The organism is Acidobacteriota bacterium (genome assembly GCA_016716435.1).
Taxonomy (GTDB): domain Bacteria; phylum Acidobacteriota; class Blastocatellia; order Pyrinomonadales; family Pyrinomonadaceae; genus OLB17.
The window spans coordinates 525541-550820 of sequence record JADJWI010000001.1 but is presented as its reverse complement, the minus strand read 5'-3'; the positions used below and the strand labels follow the sequence as shown (position 1 = coordinate 550820).

The window sequence follows — 25280 nt, the reverse complement described above, 5'->3', positions numbered from 1 at the left end:
GTGGTTCTGTACTAGTTCATGCTGTAAGGCTCATAGCCGCGCAGCGGGTAATCTTTTCTCAGTGCATGGCCGTCGAAGTCGGACGGCAGCAGGATCCTTCTCAAGTCCGGGTGATTCTCAAAGATAACGCCGACCAGGTCGAAGGTCTCGCGTTCATGCCAATCGGCCGTTTTCCATATCGGCACAACGCTCTCGACATTTGGGTCGTCCTCGCTGAGGAGTACCTTGAGCCGAAGCCGTTTGTGGTGCGTTGTCGAGAAAGGTGATAGTTCACCTCGAACCTCGGCTCCTCCTCCGGCCCGCGGTCGCAACCGCAAAGATCCGCAAGCAGATCAAAGCCAAGCGAATCGCGGAGAAACTCGCAGGCGGCAAAGATATGCTCGCGCGGAACGGTGACGGTCACCTCGCCGAGGGCGTCTTTCACATCGCCTACCCATTCGGGATTTGCAATTTTGAGTGATTCCACGAATTCGCGGAGTTTTTCGGTCATAATCCGATAAAAGGCACACCTCGCAAGGCGTGCCGAACCCAATAAATTAGGACCTCGAAACAAATGCGGCCTAGAACGACCGGCGGCGTTCGTGCCGCGACAGGATCGTATAGGGCCGCGAAACATTATTCTGAGCAACCTCGACCTCGGTCTCGCGTTCGAGGGCAGTGCCTTCCGTGACGGGAAGCGTGCCCGGGACCAAGGACTCGCGGGATTCTGACTCAATGGTATCGGTCCGATCCTTGACCGATTCCTTCATTATCTTGTCCTGCAGCATCGTGATGGCATGGACGAGCATTTCGGGCCGCGGCGGGCAGCCCGGCACGTAAACATCGACCGGCACGATCTTGTCAACGCCCTGAACGATGGCGTAGTTATCAAAAACGCCGCCCGAGGTCGCACAAGCGCCCATTGAGATGACCCATTTCGGCTCGGGCATCTGGTCATAGATGCGGCGGAGCACCGGGGCCATCTTACGCGAAACGCGGCCCGAGACGATCATTACGTCCGCCTGCCGCGGGCTCGCCCGGAAGGTTTCCGCACCAAAGCGAGAAAGATCATTTCGGGCAGAGACCGTGTTCATCATCTCGATGGCACAGCACGCAAGGCCGAAGGTCGCCGGCCAGAGGCTCGATTTTCGGGCCCAGTTGACGACGGCGTCGAGCCTTACGGTCAGGACGTCCGGAAGCGACTCAAAAATTTTGTTCTCTAAACCCATACTTGTTCTTATTAGGCCGCACGCTGCAGGTCGCCGTGGCCATCAACCTCTCTCGACCGCGATTTTCGCATCGCGATCGCCTGAGCTCTTGCTGAAGCCCGAGCCTGCGAACTCCAGTCAAATGCTCCTTTCTTCCAGTCGTAGATCAGCCCGATAACGACCGTCGCCAAGAAGATCATAATGCCGATAAAGGCAATGGTGCCATACATTACGCCGGTCATCTTCTCAATGCCGAGCAGCGATTTGAAGGCCACGGCGAACGGGATCATGAAAAGAATTTCGAGGTCGAAGAGAAGAAATGTAACGGCGACCACATAAAACTTGATCGAAAAGCGGTCGCGGGCCGAACCGACCGGGTCTTTTCCGCACTCGTAGGGCATCAGCTTGGTCGCGGTCCGTTTCTTTGGGCCGATGAGCTGGGTAACGAGCAGTTGGCTGAGACCGAACCCGATGGCGACGAGGAACATCAAGCCGATCGGGGCGTAATCCATTAGGTTGAAAGTGGCCATTTTCGTCCCTTGAGCAGGAATAGGAAACGCATCGAAGACGCTACTTCAACGCTTTCTCATGCGGTTTCCTTGTCTTCGATTCAAAGTAAATCGTATGTTAACCCCTTGATAGTGTCAAGGCACATAGGTCTCGGCATTCCTGCGGCGTTTGCGGACATTCCCGGAAGCCTTCGCCGACGTTGCGAAGCCGCGCCGATTGCATCAAAAACATTGACCCATAAGCGGTTTTCGTGCTAATTTCATAATGGTTTCGCGAAGCCGCCTCTCGCATTTTTCCTTTCCGCTCCGCTTACGATACGCCACAGTGATCTCAGGATTCAATACAGATATCGAGTTTGAAGGTGTTGTCTATCACGTTCAGACCGAAGATAAGGGCCTTGAACGGCCGATAATTCTCTCGTTGGTTTATATCGGCGGGACGATCCTTGCTGCAAAGCGGTCGCCATATGACGACCTGGTCAAAAAGGGATTTGACGAAAAGGCGCTTGAGGAAAGGCTCAATCGCCAGCATCGGCTGATCTGTGCGGCGATAAAGGCCGGAAGGATCGAGGACCTGAAGCGGATGTCCGCGGGCGAGCCGGCCATTGCGACGAACGGCGGCGGTGTGATGCCCGAGCCGATCGCGAAGCCGTTTGACCCATTTGAGGCACGCGACAACGGCATTCCGATACCGATGCCGGACGTTGAGGCCGATGTTTTTGCCGATCCGCTGATCGAGATCGAAGAGCTGTTCATCGATGCCGTTGAGGTGGTCGAGGAGCCGACGGAGGTTCCGGAAAGTGCGGTCGCCGTTGTAAGCGACCTCGCGGGGCGCGAACGGGCCCAGACCGAGCGGCTAACAATTGAAATGGTCGGCGACCAAAAGTTTAAGGGCGGCGAGCGACGGTCGGTGACATTAATGATATGCCGTGGTGCCGAGCGGCGAGTGGTCGGCAACGCGCAGATAATGGTAAAGGTGCTCGGCTCGGCCTTTCGGCCGCTGATCTTTCACGCAAGCACGGACGCGAACGGCATTGCCCGACTGAACGTGCAGTTTCCGAGGTTTAATACCGGCCGTGCGGCTTTTCTGGTCAGGGCAATGAGCGAGGGTGAGGAAGCCGAGATCCGCCGGCCGATAGTGCATGGTTAAGCCGCGACGGGTTTGAATTCCGCCGCGGATAAGCGAAAATCGTCGTAACAGATGGTTACGATAGTCCTAAATGGCGAAAAGAAAGAGATCGAAAGCGAGGTCACGCTTGACCGGCTTCTCGATCTTTTTTCATTGCCGCGGCAACGGGTAGCTGTAGAGCAAAATAAATCGGTCGTCCGTAAGTCGGATTGGCCATCGACGCCGATCCGTGACAGCGATGTGATAGAAGTTATCCACTTCGTCGGCGGAGGCTAGTGGGGAGAAGAGGAGAAGAGGAGAAGAGGAAAAGGGGAGACCGGGAAAGGCGGAAAAGTGCGGACGATGAAGATCACGCGGCATCAGGAACTTGAGGTGTATCGAAAGGCATTTTCGGCGGCGATGCGGATTTTCGAGCTAACCAAACGCTTTCCAAAAGAGGAAACCTATGCGATGACCGATCAGATCCGTCGTTCGTCTCGCTCGGTTTGTGCGAATCTCGCAGAGGCTTGGCGAAAGCGCCGTTACGAGGCAGCCTTTATCGCAAAACTGAATGATGCCGAAGGCGAAGCGGCCGAGACGCAGACTTGGCTCGAATTCGCTGTTAAATGCGAATACATCGAAAGAGATGTTGCCATGGAACTGTATCGGTCGTTTGACGAAGTAATTGCGATGTTGGTGTCGATGGCTTCGAATTCTAAGCAATGGGTTTTTGCCAACAAGCCAGCTCCACGCAGATGACTCCGGAAACGTAGAGCAGGCACTCTCATTTTCTCCTCTTCTCCTTTTCTCTGATAACATTGCGCTATGGACAGTGGATTCACACTTGCGGGCAAGGCCTTCGGGTCGCGTTTGATCATCGGAACGGGGAAGTATCGTTCGTTTGACGAGATGAAGGCGGCGCACCGGGCTTCGGGGGCGGAGATGGTTACGGTCGCGGTCAATCGCGTTCCGCTTGACCGGAAGACGGAGTCGTTTCTCGACCACCTCGACCCCGAGATGCAGATCCTGCCGAACACGGCCGGCTGTTACGACGCCGAGCACGCTATTCGCACGTCGCGACTGGCCCGCGAAGCGCTCGAAACGGACTGGATAAAGCTTGAGGTGATCGGCGACCCCGTGACGCTCCTGCCGGACAACGAGCAGACGCTCGAGGCGGCTCGGGTTTTGGTCAAAGAGGGCTTCATCGTCCTGCCGTATTTCACGGACGACCTGATAATGGCGAAAAAGCTGCTCGATGCCGGCTGCCCGGCGGTGATGCCGCTGGCCGCGCCGATCGGTTCCGGGATGGGCGTGCAGAACCCCTCGAACCTTCGCATCATGCGTGAGCAACTGCCGGACGCGACGATCATCGTCGATGCCGGGGTCGGCGTGCCCTCAGACGCCGCGATCGCGATGGAACTCGGCGCCGACGCGATTCTGATGAACACCGCCATCGCCGAAGCCGGCGACGCGGCCCGAATGGCAACCGCGATGAAACTCGCCGTCGAGGCCGGCCGCCTAGGCTACCTCGCCGGCCGCATGCCAAAACGCCTCTACGCCTCAGCCTCAAGCCCGATAGCAGGAGCGATCAGATAACGGGTTCAAATCGAATTCGAAGGCCGTTTCAATAGCTACGCACGTCCCGGGGTGGATTAACGCTTAGGAGAACCTATGAAGATTTTTGTTTTGTTCATATTTTTATGCACCGGCTGGGTCTCTGGTTTTGCTCAAGAAGGCGTCGAGAGCTTAAAGATCGGTCAGGTACTTCCGGCGAGGTTTCTTGCTTTTGATTCAAGCGAACCGATGAGACTGATATCTACAAGTACTAGTGGGTTCGATCCTTACGTAACTATAAATGAGAAAGGCGTGGCCTTCGATGTTGTTTACAGAGGGGACGATAGGAAAATCGTCCAGATCAGGAGCAAGGATCCAAACTTCGAAACCGAGGATGGCCTGAAGGTGGACTGCGAGATCGAGGTCGCAAAAGAGGATTTCTTTTGGATCTGGCAACTCGAAATTCGAGCACCTGCCACAAAAGACGGGTGGCATCCGTTCGTCGGTTACGATATTGAAGGCATAGAAAGAAAGCTGAATTTTGTCGATCAGCTGTCTCCTGGAGAAAAAACCAAGGTGAAGATTCTAGGCTTCATTAAGGATCAGTATAGCCTCGGCAAGTCGCGAAGGGATTCAAGGTGACGGTAACTTTGTTTTTTTTCGGAGCCGCAGCCGATGCAGCCGGAACCCGCGAGGCTGAGGCCGAATTGGCGGAGGGCATGACTGCGGGCGAACTGGTCGAAAGCCTAAGATCCAAACACACCGGACTCGCCGGACAAAAGCTCCTCATTGCCGTAGATCAAGAATACGCCGACCCCGCAACGCCGCTCCAAAACGGCAGCGAGGTCGCCATCTTCACCGCCGTCTCCGGTGGATGAACCGCGGGAGGCATAGCCTCCGAGTATGTTCTATGGGCACCTGACGGAGAGGCGAGCCTCTCCGCGGTGCGAGTGGGCAAAGCCATTGACGACGACTCGGACAATTCGGGAGAGTTATTAAAAAGCAGTTCGAAAGCAATGAAGTGCGGCGGGGCAATAATTTTGCGGTAGAATATCGGGAGAGAATATGACCGAGAAGCAGTTCTACGAATGGCAGATCTTAGGCGATGGAACAGAGTTTTCGCAGGCTGTTCAAAAGCTTGGGAGGGATCTTGTTTGGCTGATCGCTCGTGACGGCAACGAACTGATCTTCAAAAGCTCTACCTTGGAAGACACTTTGCAGGGAAAGATCCGTGCATGGAGCGATCCGAAACGACGGCAGAGTAAACGGCTGAAAGACCTTGCGGACATCGCCCGGCTAGTCGAGGCACATCCGGAGCTTTGGGATAGCTTGACCGATGAACTCCGTCATCAAATAGAAATGCCTTAAGAAAACTAAGTGTCAGATCGAAATTCTCTAGGTTTCATAACGCGTTAATTGGTGAGAGGTGCCAAGATGCCACGCAAAGCTTTATCACATACTTTGATCTTGATAGCGGTTGCGTTCCTTCCGGCCTGTAACTCGTTAGGGTCCGGGTTCATACCATTCGAGTATTCAAAGGATGAGTTCGGAGATGTTTCCGTTCGGTATGTTCAGCGTGTTGACTCCAGCGATGAGAGCGTGGTTAACAAATTTCCGATAGATGCTCCTGCCCACGTTTGCTACGACCTCGAGTCAAAACGACGTTTGCCTGCCTTGGAAAAAGGGTCCAGATATTTCCATCCCGCTTCTAGCTTCGTATGCTTTGTGCCTACATCGGAAATCTGGATGAGTGATTTTGCTTCCGCTTTTCCTAATTTCAGCGAGGCCGATGAAAAACTACAGGCATTGCTAAGAACCAGACCGAATAACTTTCACCAGTTCGAAGACCTGTTTGATTTTCCATACAACAACGCGGGCTGGTCCTTTGTGGCGAAGGAGGACTATTTAGATTTTGAAAACGTTCCAGGTGTGTTTTTTCTTACGCAGTATAGCAATGAGGTCGCTCCAAATCCCGCGAACAACGAGGAGCTAACGGCCAATTTTCAAGGCCGCACAAGCGACGGTAAATACTATGTTGCTGCGAGGTTTGCTATAGCCCATCCGAATTTGCCAAAGGGCATCGACTTTACTGATGAGTGGCCGCGTTCCGACGCCCTGACTTCAGGAAACGCTGACGTGTTGCGCGAGCGAGTGCGGTCGTATTTGGAAAAAGAGGAACAAAAGGTCGAAGAGCTCAACGATGATGGGTTTGTTCCTTCGATACAAGCACTAAAGCGAATTCTCGCCTCGGTATCTCCTTAGAAGCATGACAGAGTTTGGGGAGCTTTTTCCCGCAGAGCTGCAGGCGGAATTGATCGTCCTATTTGATCAAATATGAAAGTTCCAGATAGCATGCAAGCGCAACTATCAGCGTGGAATGAAGGCTCCGGCATCGATCTGGAGTCCTGGATCGGCTGTGAAGGTTCATTCTCGTTAGCTATCGGATACGCGTCCATATTTTGGCCAACGTTTGTCGTTTTCGAAGACTATATTCTGCGAGAGGGTTTCAGTGTAGATTCATTGAGGGGTTTTGAGGAAACATATTCAGGCGACAGACTCGCTGTTGAAACGGTCATGAATCATCTGCACATTTCTGATATTCACCACGCTGGATGTGAAGACCTAACATTAGATAAGGCGATCTTGCTTGGTGAGACCCTTGCCTCGATATACAGAGTGAAACTTGCACACGACTTCCCAGATCGGCTATGCAAAGTCAATTTTTATCAACCTGACGATCCTGAGAATTTGGATGAATTCGAGATCTCATTTTGGCAAGTAAAGCACGAAGCTGAGCATTCTTGATGGATTTCTACGAACTTACAACCGATCCGATCGATCTTGCGGCTGTTGCCCGGCGGGTTGTGCCGGCTGAATGCGGGGCGACGGTTACGCTTGATGGCTACGCGAGGCGGTTTACGAAAGACAAAGCGGCGGGCGAAGTGCGAGAGACCGAGTATCTGGTTTACGAGGCCTATGAGCCGATGGCCTTGAAGGAGATGGCGAAGCTCATCGAGCGGGCGAAGGCGGAGTTTGAGGTCTCGGCGATCGGCATCGTGCATCGGCTCGGGCGGCTTGAGATCGGCGAGACGAGCGTTGTTATCTCCGTTGCCGCACCGCATCGCAAGGCCGCCTTCGCTGCCTGCGAATGGCTGATCAAGGAACTGAAACGAACGGTTCCGATCTTCAAGAAAGAGGTTTACGCCGACGGCGAAGCATGGTCCGAGGGCGAGGCCGATAATTCCAACTGATATTTACCGCGCTTGTTTTCCGCGTTAATAAGAACGGAGGACCTTCTGATGCGATTTTTCTTTCTTTTTGCAATTCTCTTACTTGCCGTCTCTGTTAGTGCTCAGTCACCCGAGCCGGCGGCTCCGCCTGCCAAGTCGGACGCGATCGGGTTCGCACTCATTCACCCGCTCTTCAATGCTGACTATATGTGCAGCGAGCATTTCGAGGGCCAGCTGAAGTATCCGGGCGATGATCTCGGCGCGGATTGTATCGTCACCGGCGGCCTTTCGGCGGACGAGAGTTCCGGGTTTTCGAAGGCTTACAAGACCGACGGAAAGACGAACGAGGATTGGTACGGCTGGAAGGAGACGGTCCTTGCTCCGATCAATGGAACCGTCGCACGTATCCACATCAATCCTGTCGTCAATAAACCGGGCGAGATGGGCAAGCCGCCTGCGAGCTTTGTCGTATTCAAGCACGACGACGGCCTGATGGTCCTGGTCGCACACGTGGCCGACGTCACGGTCAAGGAGGGCGACAAGGTCACCGCCGGCCAGCCCTTCGCGAAGGTCGGCAACAACGGCTTTAGCCGCTCGCCGCACATCCACATCGGAGCGTGGCGAGAAAAGACCCCGCTTCAAATACGTTTTGATCTTCGGGCCAAAGGGCTGCTCCGGAAAAAGAACTAGGCGAACTTTGCCTTTGCCTTCGCGGCGGCATTGTCAAAGTGTTTTTCGAGCTCGGGGTTCACACCTCTCAGCCCGGCGACTACGCGTTCGGCCCATTCGATATATTCCCGTCGGCGTTCCTGCGGCCAATCGGCTGGCGGGTGGTTCGTTACGTCGGTTACGTTGCTGATCTTGTCGGCGAGCTTGATCGCCTTTGCGCCCGGCGTGAGGTGCCGAGCGTGCTCGACCTGCAACTGCTTTCGCTCTGCCTTCGGCAGGCTTTTGTCGTCGGTCACCTCAAGCACATAGCCGGCGACCCGTTCGCCAAATAGCTCGCGGATCTCGTCGCCGGTCGATTCCGTGTCCTCGACCGTGTCGTGGAGAATGGCCGCAGCCAGGATCTCGGGGTCGTCGATGCCGCCGATATCGCACAGCATATTGGCAACGTCGAGCGGGTGATTTATGTAAGGTTGGGCGTCGCTGCCTTTGCGGCGTTGATCGCGGTGGCGGTAGGCCGCAAAGCTCGCGGCGTGGAGTATCAGTTTTGTAGTGTTCATATTCCAGTCTGCCGAAACAAAGAAAAAAGGTCAATGGCACCGGCCACTGACCTTACTTTTTTTCACGTGGTTTCGGCCTACCGAACTACGACGATCTCGAGCTTCTGCTCGCCCGAAATTATCATCTCCGATTGCGGGACCATTGCCTCGACGACGACCGTTTCAACATGAGACTTCGACCCGCCCGAGCTTCGCGAGCTTGAAAGCGTGGCAAGGACCGATGGCGGAAGATTTGTCATCTCGGCCGAGCCTATGATCATACCCTTTGAAGCTCGCGTCACCTTTAGGTAAAGCCGATCCGGCGTTCGCGTCTTATTAACACCGTCTATAAGTTCGGTGAGCGAGCCCGGGGTGAAGTGCTGAACGGCGTCGGTCTTTAGCACCGCACCGCCATCGCCGAGGAGAATCGAAAGCTGCCCGGCCGGGGCGTCGCTCGGGACGACGAAAGGAATCCGTTCTGTGTAGATGCGGCCATCGGTCGCCCGAGCGTATGCGGTGATCTCCACCGTTTCGCCGGGGCGAACATCAGAACGGTCGACCGATATGCGTTCGAGCGAGGCGGTCCGACTGCCGTCGATCATCTTGAGGTCGAGCTCGATGCCGGTCATATCGAGGTCGTCGAACCGGCTCCGGAGCATTGCGTTCACCGGTGCCGCGATCGAGCCCGCCGCCATCATCGCGGACTGGCCGCCGGCAAATCGGCGATCTATCTTCACGGGCTTCTGTCCGTTGAATCTGATCTCGCCGTCGAGGAACACGGTCGTCTCGCCGATGGTCCGCTCTTGTGCGACCAGCGAATTATAAATGGCAATGTTGAGCAGCAGCGGCGTTAGGAACTCGTCTTTCGCCATTTCAAAATTGATCGTGTCGCGTTTGCCGCGGCTTGATTCGATGTTGAGTTTCACCGGGATCATTTTCGGTGCCTGGCCGAGTTTGCCGAACACGCCGGTCGCCCGGTCCTGCGTCATCGTCCCGACCATTGCCGTCGGCACTGCGAGCTTAAAGGAATTGTTGACGTTCGGCACGACCGTCACGACGCTCGATTCTGACATCGGAAGGTCAGAGACTCCGAGGCTTAAAAACGGATGGCCGAAGGCGTAAATGCGGTCGCCCTCGCGGAGCGTGACCGTGCCGGAAGAGGCAAGGCTGTAGTCGCCGCGGGTCATCTGCATTGAGACGGAAGCACCGGGCTTCAGAGTATTCTCATCGGCCGCTTTCATCGGAGCGATCGGCGAAGTTCCTCCGGCCGCCGCGACCGGAACAAGTCCGGCACGCATTAATTGCGGGGCGAAGGCGTCAAGCGTTTGCTGAGATATTCCGTTGAACGTCAAGGGAACGCCGATCGGCCGAAAGGTCTGCCCCGCGATCGACGCCATCATCGGATTTGTCGATGTCGTAGCGGCGAGCATTCCGTTATCGACGGTGTGCGTCAGCTCCGGCATCTTCGCGGACGCGATATCAGCAAATGATATCGCCTGCGGCGCCGACGTTCGGCGATTCGACTCGTTCGATTCAAAGATCTCGACCATCTGTTCGATCGGCGTTATCCCGCAGATCGGCTCTTTTGAAAAGGGAAATGCGTATGAGATCGCACCGATCAACTTGCCGTCAACATAGACCGGCGAGCCCGACATTCCGGCAAAAACCGCCGTTCGATCCGCACCGCCGCCGCTTATGCGGCCGATGATAAGGTCCTGTTTCGGCCCAACGCCGCCTGGCAAAATGCCGATTATCTCTACGTTAAATTCCTCCGGCTCCGTGCCGCGAAAAACTGTACGGGCCGTTCCGCGCATGCCCTCGCGGACCTCAGCAAGCCTGATTATCGGCGTCCGAAGCCCCGTGGCCGAGCCAGATGTGCCCGACGAAACGGCAGTCTGAGCAATGACCGGGAACGAAAACACAAAAATTGTCAGGAAAAAAGCGGCAGGACGGGTGTTGAACATAGTTAAAAACCTCTTTAACAGATGGCACCTAGTATGCTATCATTCCAATTGGCTTTGCAGAAGCCATTTTTCTCAACGTTCATTTGACTCCGCAACAACCTCCACGGTTGCACGCCCCATACATCACTACAACGCACGCTGTTATTACCGCTATGGCTAAGACCAAAAGACTTTTCAAGAGCATTGTCCGCCTTGTAACTCCGACCATCGTTCTTTTTGTGATCGCGATCGCGGTCGCAGGCGTTTGGCTTGTCCATGAGACATCGCGGCCCGGAACTCGGGTGTACATCGTTACGCCCAAGCAATACGGAATGTTGAGCTCGCGTGGAGCCCAGGTCACTGAAGAGACTTGGCAAAACCGGGACGGCTCGGCCGCCCGCGGCTGGCTGCTTCGCGGTATCCCGAACGCTCCGGCCGTAATACTACTTCATCGTTTTGGAGCGGACCGTTCACACGTACTGAACCTCGGCGTCAAGCTCAATGAAGCGACGAACTTTACCGTACTTATGCCGGACCTTCGCGGACACGGCGAGGATCCTTCAACAGAATGTTCGTCATTCGGCGGATGTGAAGGCGACGATGTCGCCACGGCGATCGGCTATCTTCGCTCGCTTCGTTCGCCGGAGCAGATGCCGCAGGTTGGCAAAGACATAGGCATTTATGGCGTCGAGATCGGAGCACTTGCCGCGCTTAACGCCGCCTCAAAGGACCAGACCGTAAAGGCGTTGGTGCTCGATTCGGTTCCTGCGGATTCTGACGCCTTGATGGAACGAGTGATCGGCGAGAAGTTCCCGTTTGCAAGTTCTGTAACGTCAAAGGTCGCCTCGCTTGGCACCTATTCTTATTTTTATGATGGCTGTTACGGCCGCGTCTCGGGCTGCGAGCTGGCAAAGTCGGTCGCAGATCGCCGGACGATGCTGCTTGGCGGCGTTGACGCACCGGCGCTTCAGGATTCGACCAACAAACTGGGCAAGTGCTTTCCGGCATCGACGACCGTTGATGCAAAGATGGACCTGAGCCCATCGGGAATGGGTCTGATCACCGCTTCGATGGAGCTTTCTGAGACGTACGAGCAGCGAGTGATAGACTTTCTGAAAGCGGCGCTGACGATGCCGTAAGACCGACCGCCGAAGCTAAACGTCGATCTTCTTTTTACCGTGGCCATTCGTCTGAGCGGCTCGAAAGATCTCAGCATTCTCTTCCATTTGATCTACCGACTGCTTAAGGATCGTTGAGAGCCGTTCCAGCCGGGCGGCGGTCGAACGCTCTTCGAGCAATTCGTACTTTACTTCGGTTTCCAGATTAAACGCCGCCGCGATCAGGAACGATAGCTGTTCCGGTTCGGCCCGCGGAATATCGGGCAAACGTCCGCGGCCGCCGCCGAGCTTGTACGCCGCTTTCGCTACTCGCTCAAAAAGCGAATAGGCCTCGTCCGCGCGTACCTTTAGCTCCGGCCCGACATCTTCGGCGTCTTCAAAAATCTCGATCTCGGCCGTTAGATACGGCATTCCTTCATCCACAAAATCCAAAAGCCGATAGCGGGCAACGCCCATTGTCAGGATGTTCGAGCGCCCGTCCTCCATCGTCTGTACCTCGCGGACCTCGGCGATGCAGCCGACGCTGCCGGCGGCGGGCCGGTCCTCAAAACCGGTTTCGGGGTCGAACATCGATATCCCAAAAAAGCCGTTGGCGTTCTGAACGTCATCGAGCAACTGCCGGTATTTCGGTTCAAAGATGTGAAGCGGCAAAAGCTCGTAGGGCATTAGCACGAGCGGAAGCGGGAAGACAGGTACCCGGCGGAGGTCGCCGAGCTTTTCGAGGGCTTCTGACATATTATTCGGCCGCTCCGGCGGCGTGAGCTTGTGCGGCGGACTTTTGAGCGATGAACTCGGCGATCTTCTCGGGGTCTTCGCCGTCGAGTGCCTGCCGCTTTGCACCGATGACCGCCTCGGCTAGTTCGGGCATCACCTTTCTGTAACGTTTATCTCGGGCGACGAGGTCGCCGACCACGTGCCGCTCAAGTGTCTCGCGATTTGCCGAGCGGTCAACGTCTTCCGCGACGGCGTATTCGATCGGGACCGAATGGTTTTTGACCAGGACATGAAACGCCGAAGTGATCTTCTTCACTTCGTCGCGGATCTTCTTTAGCTCAAGAGCCGAATTGGCAAAACCGAGCTGGCCTTTCAGCGTTATCTCAAGCACCGGCGGCGGAAGATCGGCGGTTGCCTCGCGGGCATTCTGGCGGACGTATTCGATCGCGGCGGCGGTGAGCTCGGCCGGCTGCTCGAACCGATCAACCTCAAAGTAAAGCCGCTGAAACGGCCGGTGTGTGTATTCGGTAACGTGCCGGGCAGAGACTGAATTGTCGTCAGCGACATCGACGATGAATGCCCCGCGAGTCTCGCGAAACTCGGAGATGTTGGTGACCTCGATCGAGCCCGGGTTGAACGCCCAGTTGTCGATCTCGTAGTGCATATGCGTGTGGCCGAGGGCGACGTAGTCCGTTACGGCTTTAAGCTCTTTCAACGCCGAGATCGAAAGAGCAGGGATCGGATGCTTCTGATGGCCTTCGACGTCCGTGTGGAGCATCAGCAGGTGAAATGCGTCCTCGCGGCGGTGATCGCCGATCGCTTCGGTCAGCATGGGGATCGCCCAATTCGCCGCCGCTCCGTACCAGTTCGAGCCAAATATGCGTGCCCGGCCGATATCGACATAACCGCCTTTCTTATATTCCTCGTCCCAAGCGGTGTAAATAGCCTTGCCGTCGCGGTTTTCCGGTTCGAGCAGGATCAGAAGGTTCCAGAAGGCGAGCGACCGAAGCCAGCTATATTCGCTATCGGCAAATTTCTGGTCATGATTGCCCTCAATAGCGACGACCGGAATGCCGGCATCTTTCAAAAGCGTCAGGCCCGCGACGGCGTAATTCATCGTCTCCGGCGGCACGTTGCGCTTATGGAAAAAGTCGCCGCAGATGATGACGAAATCGACCTTTTCTTCTATCGCATATCGCTGCAGAACATCGACCCAGGCATCGAAAAAATCTCGCGGGCTTTCGGGCAGGTTGTATCGCGTACATCCGAGATGGACGTCCGCAATGTGAAGAAACCGCATAGCCCGAGTTTATCATAACGGGCCCTATGGTAAACTCGCCGCTATGGATAAGGTGGTCTTAATTACTGGTGCTTCGAGCGGTATCGGAAAAGAGACGGCGAAGCTGTTTCAGAGTAAGAATTGGAAAGTCGCGGCGACGATGCGTTCGCCCGAAAATGCCGAGGACCTGAAGAAGATAGTCGACCTTCGGCTATTTCGGCTTGATGTCACCGAGCCCGACTCGGTCCGCTCCGCGGTCGCCGAAACGCTCGAACATTTCGGCCGCATTGATGCGGTCGTTAACAACGCCGGTTACGGTCTGCTCGGGCCATTTGAGGCAGCGAGCGAGGAGCAGATACGGCGGCAGTTCGAGACGAACGTTTTCGGGCTGATGCACGTTTGCCGCGAAGTGATTCCATATTTCCGCGAACAGCGGCGCGGAACGATCGTAAACATATCCTCGATCGGCGGTCGGACCGCGTTTCCTTACAGCAGTCTTTACCATGCAACGAAATGGGCGGTCGAGGGCTTTACCGAATCGCTTCAATACGAACTTGACCCATTTAAGATCAAGGTCAAGATCATCGAGCCCGGCCCGATAAAGACGGACTTCTATGGCCGTTCACGTGACATTCCGGATGATGCGACGCTCGCATTTTACCAGCCGGCATTCGGCAATTTCATGGACTTTATGAGCAAAGGCGGCGAGGAAGCGCCCGATGGACGGGCGGTCGCCGAGGTGATATATGGCGCGGTCACCGATGGAACTTCCAAGCTCCGCTACGGGGTCAATACAAAAGGGCTGCTCACGCTCCGCCGAATCTTGCCGGAAAGTTTTTTCCGAGCATTGACGAAGAAAATATTTTTAAGATAGCTTTATGCACTGAAAAATGGCATCATTCGGTTTGGTCTAGTTTCCAAATTACAGTGTTTTCTATCCCCCTGAAATACTGTGGATAGGAGCTTAAATTACGCTATCCGCTTGGGTTTTGCTTGCGAATGAAAATACTTCTTTATAATCCGGATAACGGGATCACCCGTAACTTCATGCCGCATCTTTGGATGTTTTTGCTCCAATCGCTTACGCCGAAGGAACATGAGGTCATCTTGATCGATGGTAATGCAAAGGCGATGAGCCGCGAGGAGCTCGTCCGTTTTTGCAAGGATGAAAACATCGGCCTGGTCGGCATCGGAGCGATGACGCGAATGGTTGCTCGTGCTTATAAGGTTGCGGATTCTCTCCGCGAGGCCGGCATTCCGGTCGTTATGGGCGGGCCACACGTCACCGAATGTCCGGATGAAGCGCTTGGCCGCGATGGCGGGCCGCGACACGCCGATGCTGTTGCATTAGGCGAGGCCGACGCAACGTGGCCGCTGATAGTTGCAGACGCCGCCCGCGGTGAACTAAAAGAGGTTTACACACCCGAGCTCGACGCGAAGGGAAATGACATAAAGCCGAGCTTGCAGTCTTATCCGCACATCCCGTGGGAGACGCTTGACCTCGACCAATTTTCGCTTGTACCAAAGTTTCTCCAGCCGATGCTGTCCAAAATGGGCGCGGGTTGGGGCAAGTTTTTCGTTGTGCCGATCGAGACCGGCCGCGGTTGCCCTTACGGCTGCGAGTTTTGTACGGTCACCGGCTTTTTTGGCGATTCCATCCGCTTCCGTTCTAACGAAAGCGTTGTCGAAGAATTACTTCGCTTGAAAGAACGTGCAAAGCGTGAGAAGGGCCAGATCGCCGTATTCTTTATCGATGACAACCTCGCGATCAATAAAAAGCGTCTCAAGGGTTTGCTTCGCGATATGATCGCGGCCGGGGCAACGCTGCCGTGGGTCGCTCAGATCTCAGCAAATCTGCTTGGCGACGAAGAGCTCGTCGATCTTATCGCCGAGGCGGGCGGGAAATGGATCTTTATCGGGATGGAATCAATTGACCCGGCGAATATGGCCGATGTCAACAAGCAATTCTCTAAGCCGGCGGATTACAAGGCCGTGCTTGATGGGCTCGCAAAGCGAAATATCTACGCCATCACATCTTTCATTTTCGGAATGGACAATGACACGGTCGGGGTCGCGGAACGGACCGTCGATCAGATCGAAAGCTGGGCTCCGGGGCTTCCGGTCTTTGGCCAGCTTACGCCTTTCCCGGCGACGCCGCTCTATGAGCGGCTCGAGAAAGCCGGCCGCCTCAAGCGAAAGAAGCACTGGCTCGACTTCGCCCCATTCGTCATGGCTCACGATCCGCTCAAAATGACGATCGAAGAGGCTAAGGAAGAGACCTTCAACGCCTGGTCGCGAAGCTACGGCCCCGAGCGTAACTGGGAAGCGATCAAAGCGATCCGCCATGCGCCGATCGAGACACGCATCGGCCATCTGGTCGCCCGGCTCTTCTTCCGCGGAATCTATTTCCCGCAGATGAGCAAGCGGGCGTGGTTGAAACTTCTTTTCGATAATCGCCGTTCGATCATCCAGCTTTCCCGCGAGGGGTTTTCGACATACTGGGCTTTCAGGCGCAGAAAGCGGGTCGAAGGCCGCGAGCTGAAAGCTGCACAGTAATTCTCTTTACTAAGCTGACCTATTATTTGTAACCCGAACGCGGCCGAAATCCGTAAGGAGCGGCCGCAGTCGTTCGATCGTCGCTTTGTGAACGGCGCCATTCGTCGCCACTATTCCGCCCCAATTCTGCAGGTCGCGAACGTCATACCGATACGGCGTTCCCCAAAGGTCGGTCAGCCGTCCGCCAGCTTCCTCCAAAATCATCTGCGGTGCACATGTATCCCAAAGCTTTGTCCGGTGCGAAAGATGGATATAAAGGTCGAAGGTTTGCTCGGCGACGGAGGATTCTGGAACAATCGGTTGCAGCGAGTCTAGAGCAAAGTGTTTAGTGACGGTTTAAAGCATCTGATATTTAAGGATGACTCTTCACCGTTCGCGAGTTTTCTCGCTTAGCCGTAGGGTTATTTCGACATCCTTCTTTCCAGGGCTCAGTTCGATGGGTTCGGCAACGAGCAAGCGTCTGTTCTCAATATCGGTGTCGAGATCATCGACCCAGTAGCGGGCCCCGAATTCGTAGGTCCGCTCCTGATATGCTTTGAACTCGAAGCCCTCAACTCCCAACCGACTCGCGAAGCCGCCAAAGTTGCGTATTAGGCCATTCTTAGTGAATACCTGAAGCAGGTTCGGTCCGGCGGCGGAGCCATCTTCGTTAACTACTTTGATAACGACGGTACGAATCTTATGCTTTTGGGGCAATTTCAGAAGAATGTCGCTGACTGAGCCGCGAGGCTCAACTGAAACGACTCGAGCATTATGTTTTAATTCAACCCCGGGAGCATACGTTCGCGGATAAGGACTATCGTCAGACGAGTCGTGAAGGACAAGGTAATCCCCACTCTCTAGGTCCTCAAAGCTGAACGTCCCATCCGATTTCGTTTCGGCCGAGTGCCTATAAGTCTGATACCATTCGCCGTTCGAGTTTCGGCGAAGCAGTTCGACCCTGGTGTCCATCACCGGTCTGCCGAGATGGTCAACGACTTTTCCACCGATCCGTACATCTGCTCGCAGTTCCGGAAAGACCAAATAACATCCACCCTTCGTGACCGTAATTGGTGAATCTTGCTTGTATGGAATAAATGGACTGAGGGTGCTGCTGATGAAATACGAGCCGGGTGGAACTGAGCCAAATGCAAACCATCCATTGTCGCCCGAGCGTACCGACAGTTTCTGTTGACCCATTTCTAAGAAGACTTCTGCGTTTGCTACCGGAGTGCTTTCGGATTCTTGTGGGTACCCAATCGACCTAACCCACTGCAAGACGCGACCATAAACTACTGTTTCAGTCTCCCCGTTAAGGTAACGATCGAGAAAAGCTAGATCAGATTCAGAGGCGGTTCTTGAACCATTACACGGCCCGGAATGTACCCAAGGTTTATCGGGTCGAGCCGAATTGCTGCCAAATATTATGTACTGTATCCCTGTCGAGTAGCTCGTCACGCAGGACCCGAAACCGGGAACAACTACAACTTCGGTTCTATCAAATTTCAATCCTTTATAGACCTTATCTACACGAAATCGATATGAACCCGCCATTTCTGAGCCGGGGCGGATCTTCTCGATGACCGTGCCGGCAAAAACTACGTCTGATGTCCCGATTTTTTGACAAGTAGGCGCGCCCGCCTCAGGTGTGCACGAACAAGCGTAAATCGAAAGTTGAGCGAAAAGGAGATATGCTACCGATACGATTAGAAACGAAAAAAATTTCATGGAGATTTCATTGATCACTCATTCGCTTTGAAACTCGATGCACCGAAACAGTTGCTTCGGGCCGTGACTTTATCTATCGCTTCGGGACCTGTATTTTACCCTTCCAAATTCACGCATTAGCGGGCGGAGCCGTTCGATGGTGGTCGCATGAACTGCGCCGTTGGTCGCGACGATGCCGCCCCAATTCTGCAGATCCCGAACGTCATACCGATAAGGCGTTCCCCAAAGGTCGGTCAGCCGCCCTCCGGCCTCCTCAAGAATTATCTGCGGAGCACATGTATCCCAAAGCTTTGTCCGATGCGAAAGGTGAATGTACAGGTCGCAGGTTTGCTCGGCGATGAGCCCGATCTTGAGCCCGACCGAACCACGCTGCATCTCGCCCTCGACGCCAAACTCGGTCAAAATGGCATTGATCTTCGGGCTGCGATGGTTTCGCGAAACGGCCATCTGCATCGAAGCGAAGTCCAGTTTTTCCGACGTTCTCAGCCGTTCGATCTTTCCTTCCGATTCCCGAAACGCACCGGCATCGCGGGCCGCAAAATAGGTGACGTCATGATATGGAAGCAGCACGACACCGACGACCGGTTCGCCCGCGACCGCGAGCCCGATCTGCACCGCAAAATCGCCGTCCTTTTTTACGAAGCCGGAAGTTCCGTCGATCGGGTCGATGATCCAAACCCTTTCGGAGGAAAGACGCTTTTCGACCTCGTCAACTTCTTCTTCTGAAAGTATTGCGTCGGCGGGAAAGGCATCGGCAAGCCGCTCAACGATGATCCGGCTGGCCTCGCGGTCGGCGATCGTGACCGGTTCTTCGTAGCTATCGACGCCGATCTTGCTTTCGGTCTCAAAGCCATCGCGGTAGTGTTCAAGTGCCCGCACACCGGCGGCCCTGGCCGCTCCGATCGCGGCGTCCAATTCCTTTTTGTACATCAATTTCAATCTAGCACAGCGGACGGCGGCTTCAGAAGATGTCGATAAGTTCGGTGATGCCGCATCGCGGGCACATCAGCGTGCGGCGTTCGGGGTCAGCCCATTTTGCAAGCGCCTCGTTGGTCAGCCGCGGTGCTCTGCCCTCGGCCTCACCTTCGGTCATCAGGCGGGAAAGCGAATCGCTTTCGTCAGATGCGGAACGGCTGAGTTCGCGATGGCAATGCCTGCAAACCCAGCCGAATCCGTCGTTAAAGAAATCGTTCGTTTCTTTCATCTGCCGTGGCCGTTACTGCGTCCGCCGCGTCGTGCGGCCCTGTGCCGGCGGCGGTGTCAGCCGTACCGGGATCGTTTCGCGTTCGCCTCCGCGGAAGATCTCGACGTTGATGGTGTCGCCGAACTGCTTCCGGTCAAGCAGGCGATAGATGTCGTCAAGCGTGTTCATCTCTTCACCATCGACCGAGAGGATGATGTCGCCGAGAAGTACGGAGCCGTCGCCGTCGCGCATTAGCCCACGAATGCCTGCATTCGCCGCCGGACCGTTCGGGATCACCGAACCGACGAGCAAGCCGTTCTCGACCGGAAGGCGATAGCCGCGCTCAACGTATTCTGCCACAGGACGAAGCTCCGCGCTCAACTTTGGCCGGCGAACTTCGCCAAACTGAATGAGCTGCGGCACGATCCGCTTTGCCGTGTTGACCGGCACCGCGAAACCGACGCCGACCGAACCGCCGGCGGGCGAAAGGATCTGCGAGTTTATCCCGATCATATTGCCAAATTTATCAAGCAGCGGCCCGCCCGAATTGCCGGGGTTGATCGAGGCATCGGTCTGGATCGCGGCGTCAATCGGCCGATTGTTGCGGGCACGGATCGGCCGCTGAAGCCCGGAGATGACGCCGGTCGTCAGCGTGCGGTCAAGCCCGAACGGATTGCCGATGGCTAGCACCTTTTGCCCGACCTCGAGCTTGTCAGAGTCGCCGAGAGCGACGACGGTCAGGCCGCTCGCCGGCGGGTCGATCTTGATCACGGCAAGGTCGGTGTCCGGGTCGCCGCCAATGAGCTTCGCCGGATAAACGCGGTCGCCGCCGAAGTTGACCGTTATCCGCTGGGCTCCTTCGATGACGTGATAGTTAGTGAGAATATGGCCCTGGGCGTCGATCACCGAACCGCTGCCGTTGCCGCGGCCTTCCTGAACATCGCCCCACCAACTCTGGGTATAGGCGGTCGTGTTGATGAACGCCACACCCGGGGCAAGGGCCTTGTAGACTTCGATGTTGTTCTGTTCATCAGAGACCGCCGAGGGGTCAGAGATGCTCGGCGGCGGAGCCTCGGCCAGCGAAACAGCAGATGGCGAATTTGCCACCCAGTAGCTGTAGCTAAAAAGTATCGCGGCCGTGATGCCGACCGCCGCAAAGGCGGTGACAACACCAAGGAGGATTATTTGTCGTGCTGAAAGCTGATAGACCGGTTTTGTATTCATCTTCGTATTATTTCCAAGCAAAAAATATCTTACGCATTTGATGCCGGTTTCATAAAACGGCGTTGCGTATTGGATTACGAAAATGAGATGTGATCGGTTTCGGGCGGGGAAGCTTAACCGAGAAACAGGGCGATCACGGGCTTGAAAAAGGCAAAGGCGCCGCTTACGGTGCCGTTTGAGACAATTCCGGCGGCGGTGAGTCCGGTCAGGAAATGAATTCCCATCAGGCCAACGTAAAGCACCAGGGCGATCGAAACGCCGATCTTCGCGATCCGGAAATAGCCCCATTTCAACAACACGACCGCGGCCAATAATCCGACAGCGAGTTTGCCCGAAAGGAACGCGACGTCGCTTATATTGAGCAGCTCGGCCATCAGCCGGTTTCCTTCTTCCGCAACGCCGTTCCTTACCCAGATCAGCGTCAAGAGCGCATCCAGAAGATTGAGTCCGAAGAGCAGGAACGTTTCGCGAACGAGATACATAATATTAACGCTGGTAAACGAGGTTTAAACCTCGGTCCTTAGAACAAACCCCCGGCTTATCAGGCCGGGGGACTCGGAGCGTTGTGAATGAATCGAACTTCAGTTGTCGTTCACACCAAATACGCAATCCGAAAAGTTTCCAGAAAACTCCCCGACAAAAATTCACATCGCATCAACGGATATCTGGTAAAATACCTCTTATCCGGGATTTGTTCAAGGGAATTGCGGCCGTGGCGGTTGTTGGAGTCAAAAGCCTACGAACATGCGGCGGCCTTTCTGGGAGGAAACTATGAAGAAAATTGTAAATGGAACCTTGCTTGCCGGCGTGGCGGCGATGATGTTGTTGGCGCTCGGCACGGATGTGCTTGCGCAGCGTTCGCAGAACTTTCGAGTCGATGCCGGAACGCGTTTCCGCGTGCGGATGAACGAAACGCTTAGCTCGAAGACGGCCCGCGTCGGAGACAAATTTGCAACCACCGTCCGGGAGCCGGTCTATTCGACAAATGGCGTTGTCGTTATCCCGGTCGGGAGCGAGGTCATCGGCCGGGTCGATGCTGTAAGGAAGGCCGAACGCGGCGGCGACCCCGGCACGATCGACGTCAGCTTTACAGAGGTGAAACTGCCGAACGGGACAAAGCGTGCGATCAACGGCTCGCTTACAGATCTCGTCAGCGATGACGCCAAGAGCGACACCGAAGGCACGGCAAGCGGCGACAAGATGAAGAATCGCAAGATCATCTTCATCGGCGGCGGTGGTGCTGGCGGTGCTGTGCTTGGAGCGGCGATCGGCGGCGGCAAGGGCGCTCTGATCGGCGGAATAATCGGGGCCGGAGCCGGCTTGCTAGGCGAGCGGCTTACCAAAGGCGAGGATGCCGAGGTCAAATCGGGAACCGAGTTCGGGGTTTACCTGAACCGTGCGATCACGCTGCCGCGGTTCACCGAGGTCGGCACCGAGGAGGGCCGGTATGAAGTTCCGCCGGGTGCGAGGACCTATATTGTTCGGCCGGGCGACACACTCGGCTCGATCAGCCGCCAGTTCTACGGAACCTCGGCCCGCTATATGGACATCTACAACGCCAACCGCGACCGGCTTTCGAGCCCGAACAGCGTAACTGTCGGGCAGACCCTGATCATTCCGTAAGTTTCGGTCCATTTCAAATTAAGAAGGCCGGGTTTGTCGCCCGGCCTTTCTCTATTTCAACCCCATGTTCTTTTCCTCTTCGGCCCCGAGCGATTCGAGCCGTTTGACGACCCGTTTTATCAGCCACTCGGGCGTTGAGGCTCCCGCGGTAACGCCCACGGTTTTGACGCCCACGAGGTCTTCGGGGTTGATGTCATCTTCCGTCTCGATCAGGAAACTCTTCTCGCAGCTTTCTTTACAGACACCATGCAGCTTTACGCTGTTTGACGAGTGAGTCGCGCCGATTACGTAAAAAGCATCGACCATTCCCGAGAGTGCACGGGCAGCGTCTTGCCGATCGCGGGTCGCGGAGCAGATGGTGTTGACCACCTCGACCTCGTCGTCGGTCCTGGTCTTTACGGCCTCGGCGGTGTCGAAAAATGTTTTTGCCTTGATGGTCGTTTGTGAGACGACGAGCGGATTGCGAAGCCACGGGAGCGTTGCAACCTCGGTCTCGTCTTTGATAATGAAAGCGTGGTCGGGAGCATACCCTTTGACGCCGATCATCTCTGGGTGGTCGGAACTGCCGACGATGACGACGTGGCGGTCCTGTGCGGCCGCTCGCGAGGCAAGCCGCTGAACACGGGTGACAAACGGGCAGGTCGCATCGACGACCTTACCGGCCTGCTCCTCGAGTGCCTTCTGAACATCCGGCGTAACGCCGTGGGCGCGGATAACGGCAGTCTCGCTGCGGGTGATCTGCACCGGCTCGCTGATGGTCGCGACGCCTTCGGTGGCCAGCCGCTTCATCTCCTGCTCATTGTGGATGAGCGGCCCGAGCGTCCGGACCGTCTCGCCCTTCTGGACAGACTCCTCGACCATCTCGACCGCCCGCTCGACCCCAAAGCAAAATCCGTATTCGTCCGCAATTAGAACTTTCATACCCATTGTATTCGCCGGCACCGCCGCCGTGGTTTTAGTTTAACAAACCGGATGGCTAATTTCGATATCTAATCGGGACTGCAATGAGTCTAGTCCGCAATTTAGCGATCACGAGGCAGGCTCCATCGGCTGGTCGGTCAGCGAGAGTTTGAGGTGCGGATGGTCTTTCTCGATCTGCTGCAGGTGCCAACGGCTGCGGAAGAGGAGAACCGGCCGGTCATTCTGGTCTTTGTAAAGGTCGGTTTCGGAAAGGCCGTCCACTGCGAGCAGGTCGTTCCAATCGACATTGACCCATCGGGCTGCGACGAAAGAAAGTCGATCGAGCCGCGTTTCGACGCCGTACTCGGTCCGGAGTCGATACTGAGCGACCTCGAACTGAAGCTCGCCGACCGCGGCAAGCACCGGTTCCTGCGAGGATCCGCCGTGATAGGGCTGCAGGATCTGGATCGCCTTTTCCTCTTGCAACTGGGCAACGCCCTTCACAAATTTCTTGGCAAGCGATGAATTAGTATTCCTGAGCTTGGCAAAAAGCTCCGGCGAGAACGAAGGAATCGGCGGAAAGACGACCCGCGGCCCGGTATATAGGGTATCGCCGATGGTGAAAGCCCCGGGATTGCTAAGGCCGATGACGTCGCCGGCGAAAGCCTCTTCGAGCGATTCGCGGTCGCGGGCGAAGACCTTTTGAGGCCGCGTAAGCCGCACCTTCTTGCCCGTCCGCGCATTCGTCACATTCATGTCCTTTTCAAACTGGCCCGAACAAACGCGGACGAATGCCAGAGTGTCGCGGTGTCGCGGGTCCATATTCGCCTGCAGCTTGAAGACAAAGCCGGTGAATTCCGGGTACGTGGGTTCGATCAAGCCCAAATTGCTCTTATGAGCGCCCGGCGGTGCGGACATATCGAGAAAGGCATCGAGGAATGGCTCGACACCGAAATTCGTCATCGCACTCCCGAAAAAGACCGGAGACTTCTGGCCGCTGAGGATAAGTTCGCGGTCGAGCGATGATCCTGCACCATCAAGTAACTCAAGCTCATCTCGCAACTGCTGAAGCTCTTTCTCATCGATGAATGTCGTGAGCCGCGGATCATCGAGCGCGATGATCGTCTCCTCGGCCTGCTTCCGGCCACGCGGATTGCGGTCGTACAAGTGCACGTTTCCGGTCATCCGGTTGTAGATGCCGCGAAAGGTGTCGCCGTCGCCGATCGGCCAGGTCACCGCGAAGACTTTCAGGCCGAGTTCCATCTCGATCTCATCGATCAGTTCCATCGGGTGCCGTGCGGGGCGGTCGAGCTTGTTGATGAAGGTGAAGATTGGGATATCGCGGAGCCGGCAAACCTCAAAGAGCTTGCGGGTCTGCGTCTCGAGCCCCTTTCCGGCGTCCACAAGCATCACCGCGTTGTCGGCAGCGGCCAGCGTCCGGTAAGTGTCTTCACTGAAGTCGTGGTGGCCGGGTGTGTCGAGCAGGTTGAGGTGAAAGCCGTCGTACTCAAACTGCAAAACCGTGGATGTGATCGAGATGCCACGTTGCCTTTCAAGCTCCATCCAGTCCGAGGTGGCGGCTCGTTCGGCACGGCGGTTCTTTACCGCACCCGCTTCGCGGATCGCACCGCCGTAAAGCAAGAGCTTTTCGGTCAGCGTGGTCTTACCGGCATCGGGATGCGAAATGATCGCAAACGTCCGCCGCCCTCGCTGAGCGGGCGTTTTGCGTTCGGCCGACGGGTCGGCTTTTTGTTCAATGGATGTTCCGAGCATGTATCAAATAAAAACAGGTCGCAAAACAGGAAAAAGGCGGCCAACGGGCGGCGTCTTCAAGCGGCGGGATTTCGGGATTATCTCACATCGGAATTGCCTTAGAGCAGATAACTCAGGATGCCAAATCGCATTCAAGACCGCCGGAGGATCGCTTTTGATCAAGCCCTCTCGCCTGGAAAGTTGAACCCGCACGCTGGACCTTGACCCGACGAGATCATGACGTCAAGGTTGTAAGAAATTTTCGCTTGGTAGAAAATTGCCGATTTTCTCCTGATCCGTTCAGCCTTCTCGCATATACATTGAGAAGGTGCTCATTGATGTTTGAGGCGAGATTCTGAAAAAGCTCGGCCATGGCTGCCTCGGTCAGCCAAACAGTCTCGTCCTCCAGCCGCGTTTCGATCCGCGTCCGGCCGTCGTCGGTCTGGTAGATTATCAGTTCGCTGTTGTTCATTTTCAATCCCCGAACT

At 55.7% G+C, this 25280-nt stretch carries 30 protein-coding genes and 1 pseudogene; 15 read left to right on the top strand and 16 right to left on the bottom strand.

Going from position 1 to position 25280, the window contains the following annotated elements:
• Window positions 1–11 precede the first annotated feature (11 nt).
• The 3 genes and pseudogenes from IPM21_02780 to ndhC all read right to left on the bottom strand — a co-directional run bounded on the left by IPM21_02780 (window position 12) and on the right by ndhC (window position 1717).
• Window positions 12–490, bottom strand: a pseudogene (locus tag IPM21_02780) (NADH-quinone oxidoreductase subunit C).
• 70 nt (window positions 491–560) lie between these two features.
• Window positions 561–1208: an NADH-quinone oxidoreductase subunit B gene (locus tag IPM21_02775; protein ID MBK9162834.1), complete on the bottom strand. Its 648-nt coding sequence runs from the start codon at window positions 1206–1208 to the stop codon at window positions 561–563.
• An 11-nt stretch (window positions 1209–1219) separates the two neighbouring features.
• Window positions 1220–1717 carry an NADH-quinone oxidoreductase subunit A gene (gene ndhC, locus IPM21_02770; GenBank protein MBK9162833.1) on the bottom strand — a complete coding sequence of 166 codons (498 nt, stop codon included), beginning with the start codon at window positions 1715–1717 and terminating at the stop codon, window positions 1220–1222.
• 304 nt (window positions 1718–2021) lie between these two features.
• Between ndhC and IPM21_02765 the strand changes: the two genes are divergently transcribed.
• The 11 genes from IPM21_02765 (at window position 2022) to IPM21_02715 (ending at window position 8278) form a co-directional block, all read left to right on the top strand.
• On the top strand, window positions 2022–2846 hold the full coding sequence (locus tag IPM21_02765; GenBank protein MBK9162832.1) for a hypothetical protein: 825 nt from the start codon (window positions 2022–2024) through the stop codon (window positions 2844–2846).
• A gap of 51 nt (window positions 2847–2897) precedes the next feature.
• Window positions 2898–3101 (top strand): sulfur carrier protein ThiS, encoded by a 204-nt coding sequence (thiS, locus tag IPM21_02760; protein MBK9162831.1) that lies wholly within the window; start codon window positions 2898–2900, stop codon window positions 3099–3101.
• A 66-nt stretch (window positions 3102–3167) separates the two neighbouring features.
• The gene (locus IPM21_02755; GenBank protein MBK9162830.1) at window positions 3168–3563 is read left to right on the top strand and encodes a four helix bundle protein; all 396 of its coding nucleotides are present in this window, start codon (window positions 3168–3170) and stop codon (window positions 3561–3563) included.
• Window positions 3564–3629: 66 nt separating this feature from the next.
• Window positions 3630–4400, top strand: coding sequence for a thiazole synthase (locus tag IPM21_02750; protein ID MBK9162829.1), 771 nt, complete (start codon window positions 3630–3632; stop codon window positions 4398–4400).
• A gap of 75 nt (window positions 4401–4475) precedes the next feature.
• Entirely contained in the window at window positions 4476–5000 is a 525-nt protein-coding gene (locus tag IPM21_02745) for a hypothetical protein (GenBank protein ID MBK9162828.1), read from the top strand.
• A gap of 8 nt (window positions 5001–5008) precedes the next feature.
• A complete protein-coding gene (locus tag IPM21_02740) occupies window positions 5009–5236 on the top strand; it encodes a MoaD/ThiS family protein (GenBank protein MBK9162827.1) in 228 nt (75 codons plus the stop codon).
• A gap of 187 nt (window positions 5237–5423) precedes the next feature.
• Window positions 5424–5726 (top strand): hypothetical protein, encoded by a 303-nt coding sequence (locus IPM21_02735; protein ID MBK9162826.1) that lies wholly within the window; start codon window positions 5424–5426, stop codon window positions 5724–5726.
• Between the two features lie 378 nt (window positions 5727–6104).
• Complete coding sequence (locus IPM21_02730) at window positions 6105–6620, top strand: hypothetical protein (GenBank protein ID MBK9162825.1); 516 nt, start codon at window positions 6105–6107, stop codon at window positions 6618–6620.
• Between the two features lie 72 nt (window positions 6621–6692).
• Window positions 6693–7163, top strand: coding sequence for a hypothetical protein (locus IPM21_02725; protein ID MBK9162824.1), 471 nt, complete (start codon window positions 6693–6695; stop codon window positions 7161–7163).
• Window positions 7163–7609: a molybdenum cofactor biosynthesis protein MoaE gene (locus IPM21_02720; protein ID MBK9162823.1), complete on the top strand. Its 447-nt coding sequence runs from the start codon at window positions 7163–7165 to the stop codon at window positions 7607–7609. The genes IPM21_02725 and IPM21_02720 overlap by 1 nt, the downstream gene beginning before the upstream one ends.
• A 48-nt stretch (window positions 7610–7657) precedes the next feature.
• Window positions 7658–8278, top strand: a complete 621-nt coding sequence (locus IPM21_02715; protein ID MBK9162822.1) for a M23 family metallopeptidase — start codon at window positions 7658–7660, stop codon at window positions 8276–8278.
• Here the strand turns inward: IPM21_02715 and IPM21_02710 are convergent.
• A complete protein-coding gene (locus IPM21_02710) occupies window positions 8275–8814 on the bottom strand; it encodes a bifunctional (p)ppGpp synthetase/guanosine-3',5'-bis(diphosphate) 3'-pyrophosphohydrolase (protein MBK9162821.1) in 540 nt (179 codons plus the stop codon). The two genes, IPM21_02715 and IPM21_02710, sit on opposite strands and share 4 nt — an antisense overlap.
• 77 nt (window positions 8815–8891) lie before the next feature.
• The gene (locus IPM21_02705) at window positions 8892–10757 is read right to left on the bottom strand and encodes a hypothetical protein (protein ID MBK9162820.1); all 1866 of its coding nucleotides are present in this window, start codon (window positions 10755–10757) and stop codon (window positions 8892–8894) included.
• A gap of 152 nt (window positions 10758–10909) precedes the next feature.
• On the opposite strand from IPM21_02705, the gene IPM21_02700 reads away from it, so the two are divergent.
• Window positions 10910–11875 carry a hypothetical protein gene (locus IPM21_02700; protein MBK9162819.1) on the top strand — a complete coding sequence of 322 codons (966 nt, stop codon included), beginning with the start codon at window positions 10910–10912 and terminating at the stop codon, window positions 11873–11875.
• 15 nt (window positions 11876–11890) lie between these two features.
• Here the strand turns inward: IPM21_02700 and IPM21_02695 are convergent, their stop codons facing one another.
• Together IPM21_02695 and IPM21_02690 are read right to left on the bottom strand one after the other, a co-directional pair.
• Complete coding sequence (locus tag IPM21_02695; protein ID MBK9162818.1) at window positions 11891–12589, bottom strand: LON peptidase substrate-binding domain-containing protein; 699 nt, start codon at window positions 12587–12589, stop codon at window positions 11891–11893.
• A 1-nt stretch (window position 12590) separates the two neighbouring features.
• On the bottom strand, window positions 12591–13868 hold the full coding sequence (locus IPM21_02690; protein ID MBK9162817.1) for an exonuclease SbcCD subunit D: 1278 nt from the start codon (window positions 13866–13868) through the stop codon (window positions 12591–12593).
• A 43-nt stretch (window positions 13869–13911) separates the two neighbouring features.
• On the opposite strand from IPM21_02690, the gene IPM21_02685 reads away from it, so the two are divergent.
• Together IPM21_02685 and IPM21_02680 are read left to right on the top strand one after the other, a co-directional pair.
• Window positions 13912–14721 carry an SDR family oxidoreductase gene (locus tag IPM21_02685; protein ID MBK9162816.1) on the top strand — a complete coding sequence of 270 codons (810 nt, stop codon included), beginning with the start codon at window positions 13912–13914 and terminating at the stop codon, window positions 14719–14721.
• A gap of 125 nt (window positions 14722–14846) precedes the next feature.
• Entirely contained in the window at window positions 14847–16403 is a 1557-nt protein-coding gene (locus IPM21_02680) for a B12-binding domain-containing radical SAM protein (GenBank protein MBK9162815.1), read from the top strand.
• A gap of 9 nt (window positions 16404–16412) precedes the next feature.
• On the opposite strand, the gene IPM21_02675 is transcribed toward IPM21_02680, so the two are convergent.
• From IPM21_02675 to IPM21_02650, 6 genes are all read right to left on the bottom strand, one after another.
• Window positions 16413–16709: a hypothetical protein gene (locus tag IPM21_02675; GenBank protein ID MBK9162814.1), complete on the bottom strand. Its 297-nt coding sequence runs from the start codon at window positions 16707–16709 to the stop codon at window positions 16413–16415.
• A gap of 60 nt (window positions 16710–16769) precedes the next feature.
• Window positions 16770–17354 (bottom strand): hypothetical protein, encoded by a 585-nt coding sequence (locus IPM21_02670; GenBank protein MBK9162813.1) that lies wholly within the window; start codon window positions 17352–17354, stop codon window positions 16770–16772.
• Window positions 17355–18179: 825 nt separating this feature from the next.
• The gene (locus tag IPM21_02665; GenBank protein ID MBK9162812.1) at window positions 18180–19040 is read right to left on the bottom strand and encodes a 3'(2'),5'-bisphosphate nucleotidase CysQ; all 861 of its coding nucleotides are present in this window, start codon (window positions 19038–19040) and stop codon (window positions 18180–18182) included.
• Between the two features lie 31 nt (window positions 19041–19071).
• Window positions 19072–19314, bottom strand: coding sequence for a hypothetical protein (locus IPM21_02660; GenBank protein ID MBK9162811.1), 243 nt, complete (start codon window positions 19312–19314; stop codon window positions 19072–19074).
• Window positions 19315–19326: 12 nt separating this feature from the next.
• Entirely contained in the window at window positions 19327–20517 is a 1191-nt protein-coding gene (locus tag IPM21_02655) for a trypsin-like peptidase domain-containing protein (protein MBK9162810.1), read from the bottom strand.
• A 113-nt stretch (window positions 20518–20630) separates the two neighbouring features.
• On the bottom strand, window positions 20631–20999 hold the full coding sequence (locus IPM21_02650; protein MBK9162809.1) for a hypothetical protein: 369 nt from the start codon (window positions 20997–20999) through the stop codon (window positions 20631–20633).
• 289 nt (window positions 21000–21288) lie between these two features.
• Here IPM21_02650 and IPM21_02645 point away from each other — a divergent pair, with 289 nt between their 5' ends.
• Window positions 21289–22140, top strand: coding sequence for a LysM peptidoglycan-binding domain-containing protein (locus IPM21_02645; protein MBK9162808.1), 852 nt, complete (start codon window positions 21289–21291; stop codon window positions 22138–22140).
• Window positions 22141–22191: 51 nt separating this feature from the next.
• Here IPM21_02645 and ispH read toward each other — a convergent pair whose 3' ends face one another.
• From ispH to IPM21_02630, 3 genes are all read right to left on the bottom strand, one after another.
• Complete coding sequence (gene ispH / locus IPM21_02640; GenBank protein ID MBK9162807.1) at window positions 22192–23061, bottom strand: 4-hydroxy-3-methylbut-2-enyl diphosphate reductase; 870 nt, start codon at window positions 23059–23061, stop codon at window positions 22192–22194.
• A 108-nt stretch (window positions 23062–23169) separates the two neighbouring features.
• Window positions 23170–24813, bottom strand: coding sequence for a peptide chain release factor 3 (gene prfC, locus IPM21_02635; GenBank protein ID MBK9162806.1), 1644 nt, complete (start codon window positions 24811–24813; stop codon window positions 23170–23172).
• Window positions 24814–25027: 214 nt separating this feature from the next.
• A complete protein-coding gene (locus IPM21_02630; protein MBK9162805.1) occupies window positions 25028–25264 on the bottom strand; it encodes a hypothetical protein in 237 nt (78 codons plus the stop codon).
• Window positions 25265–25280 lie beyond the last annotated feature (16 nt).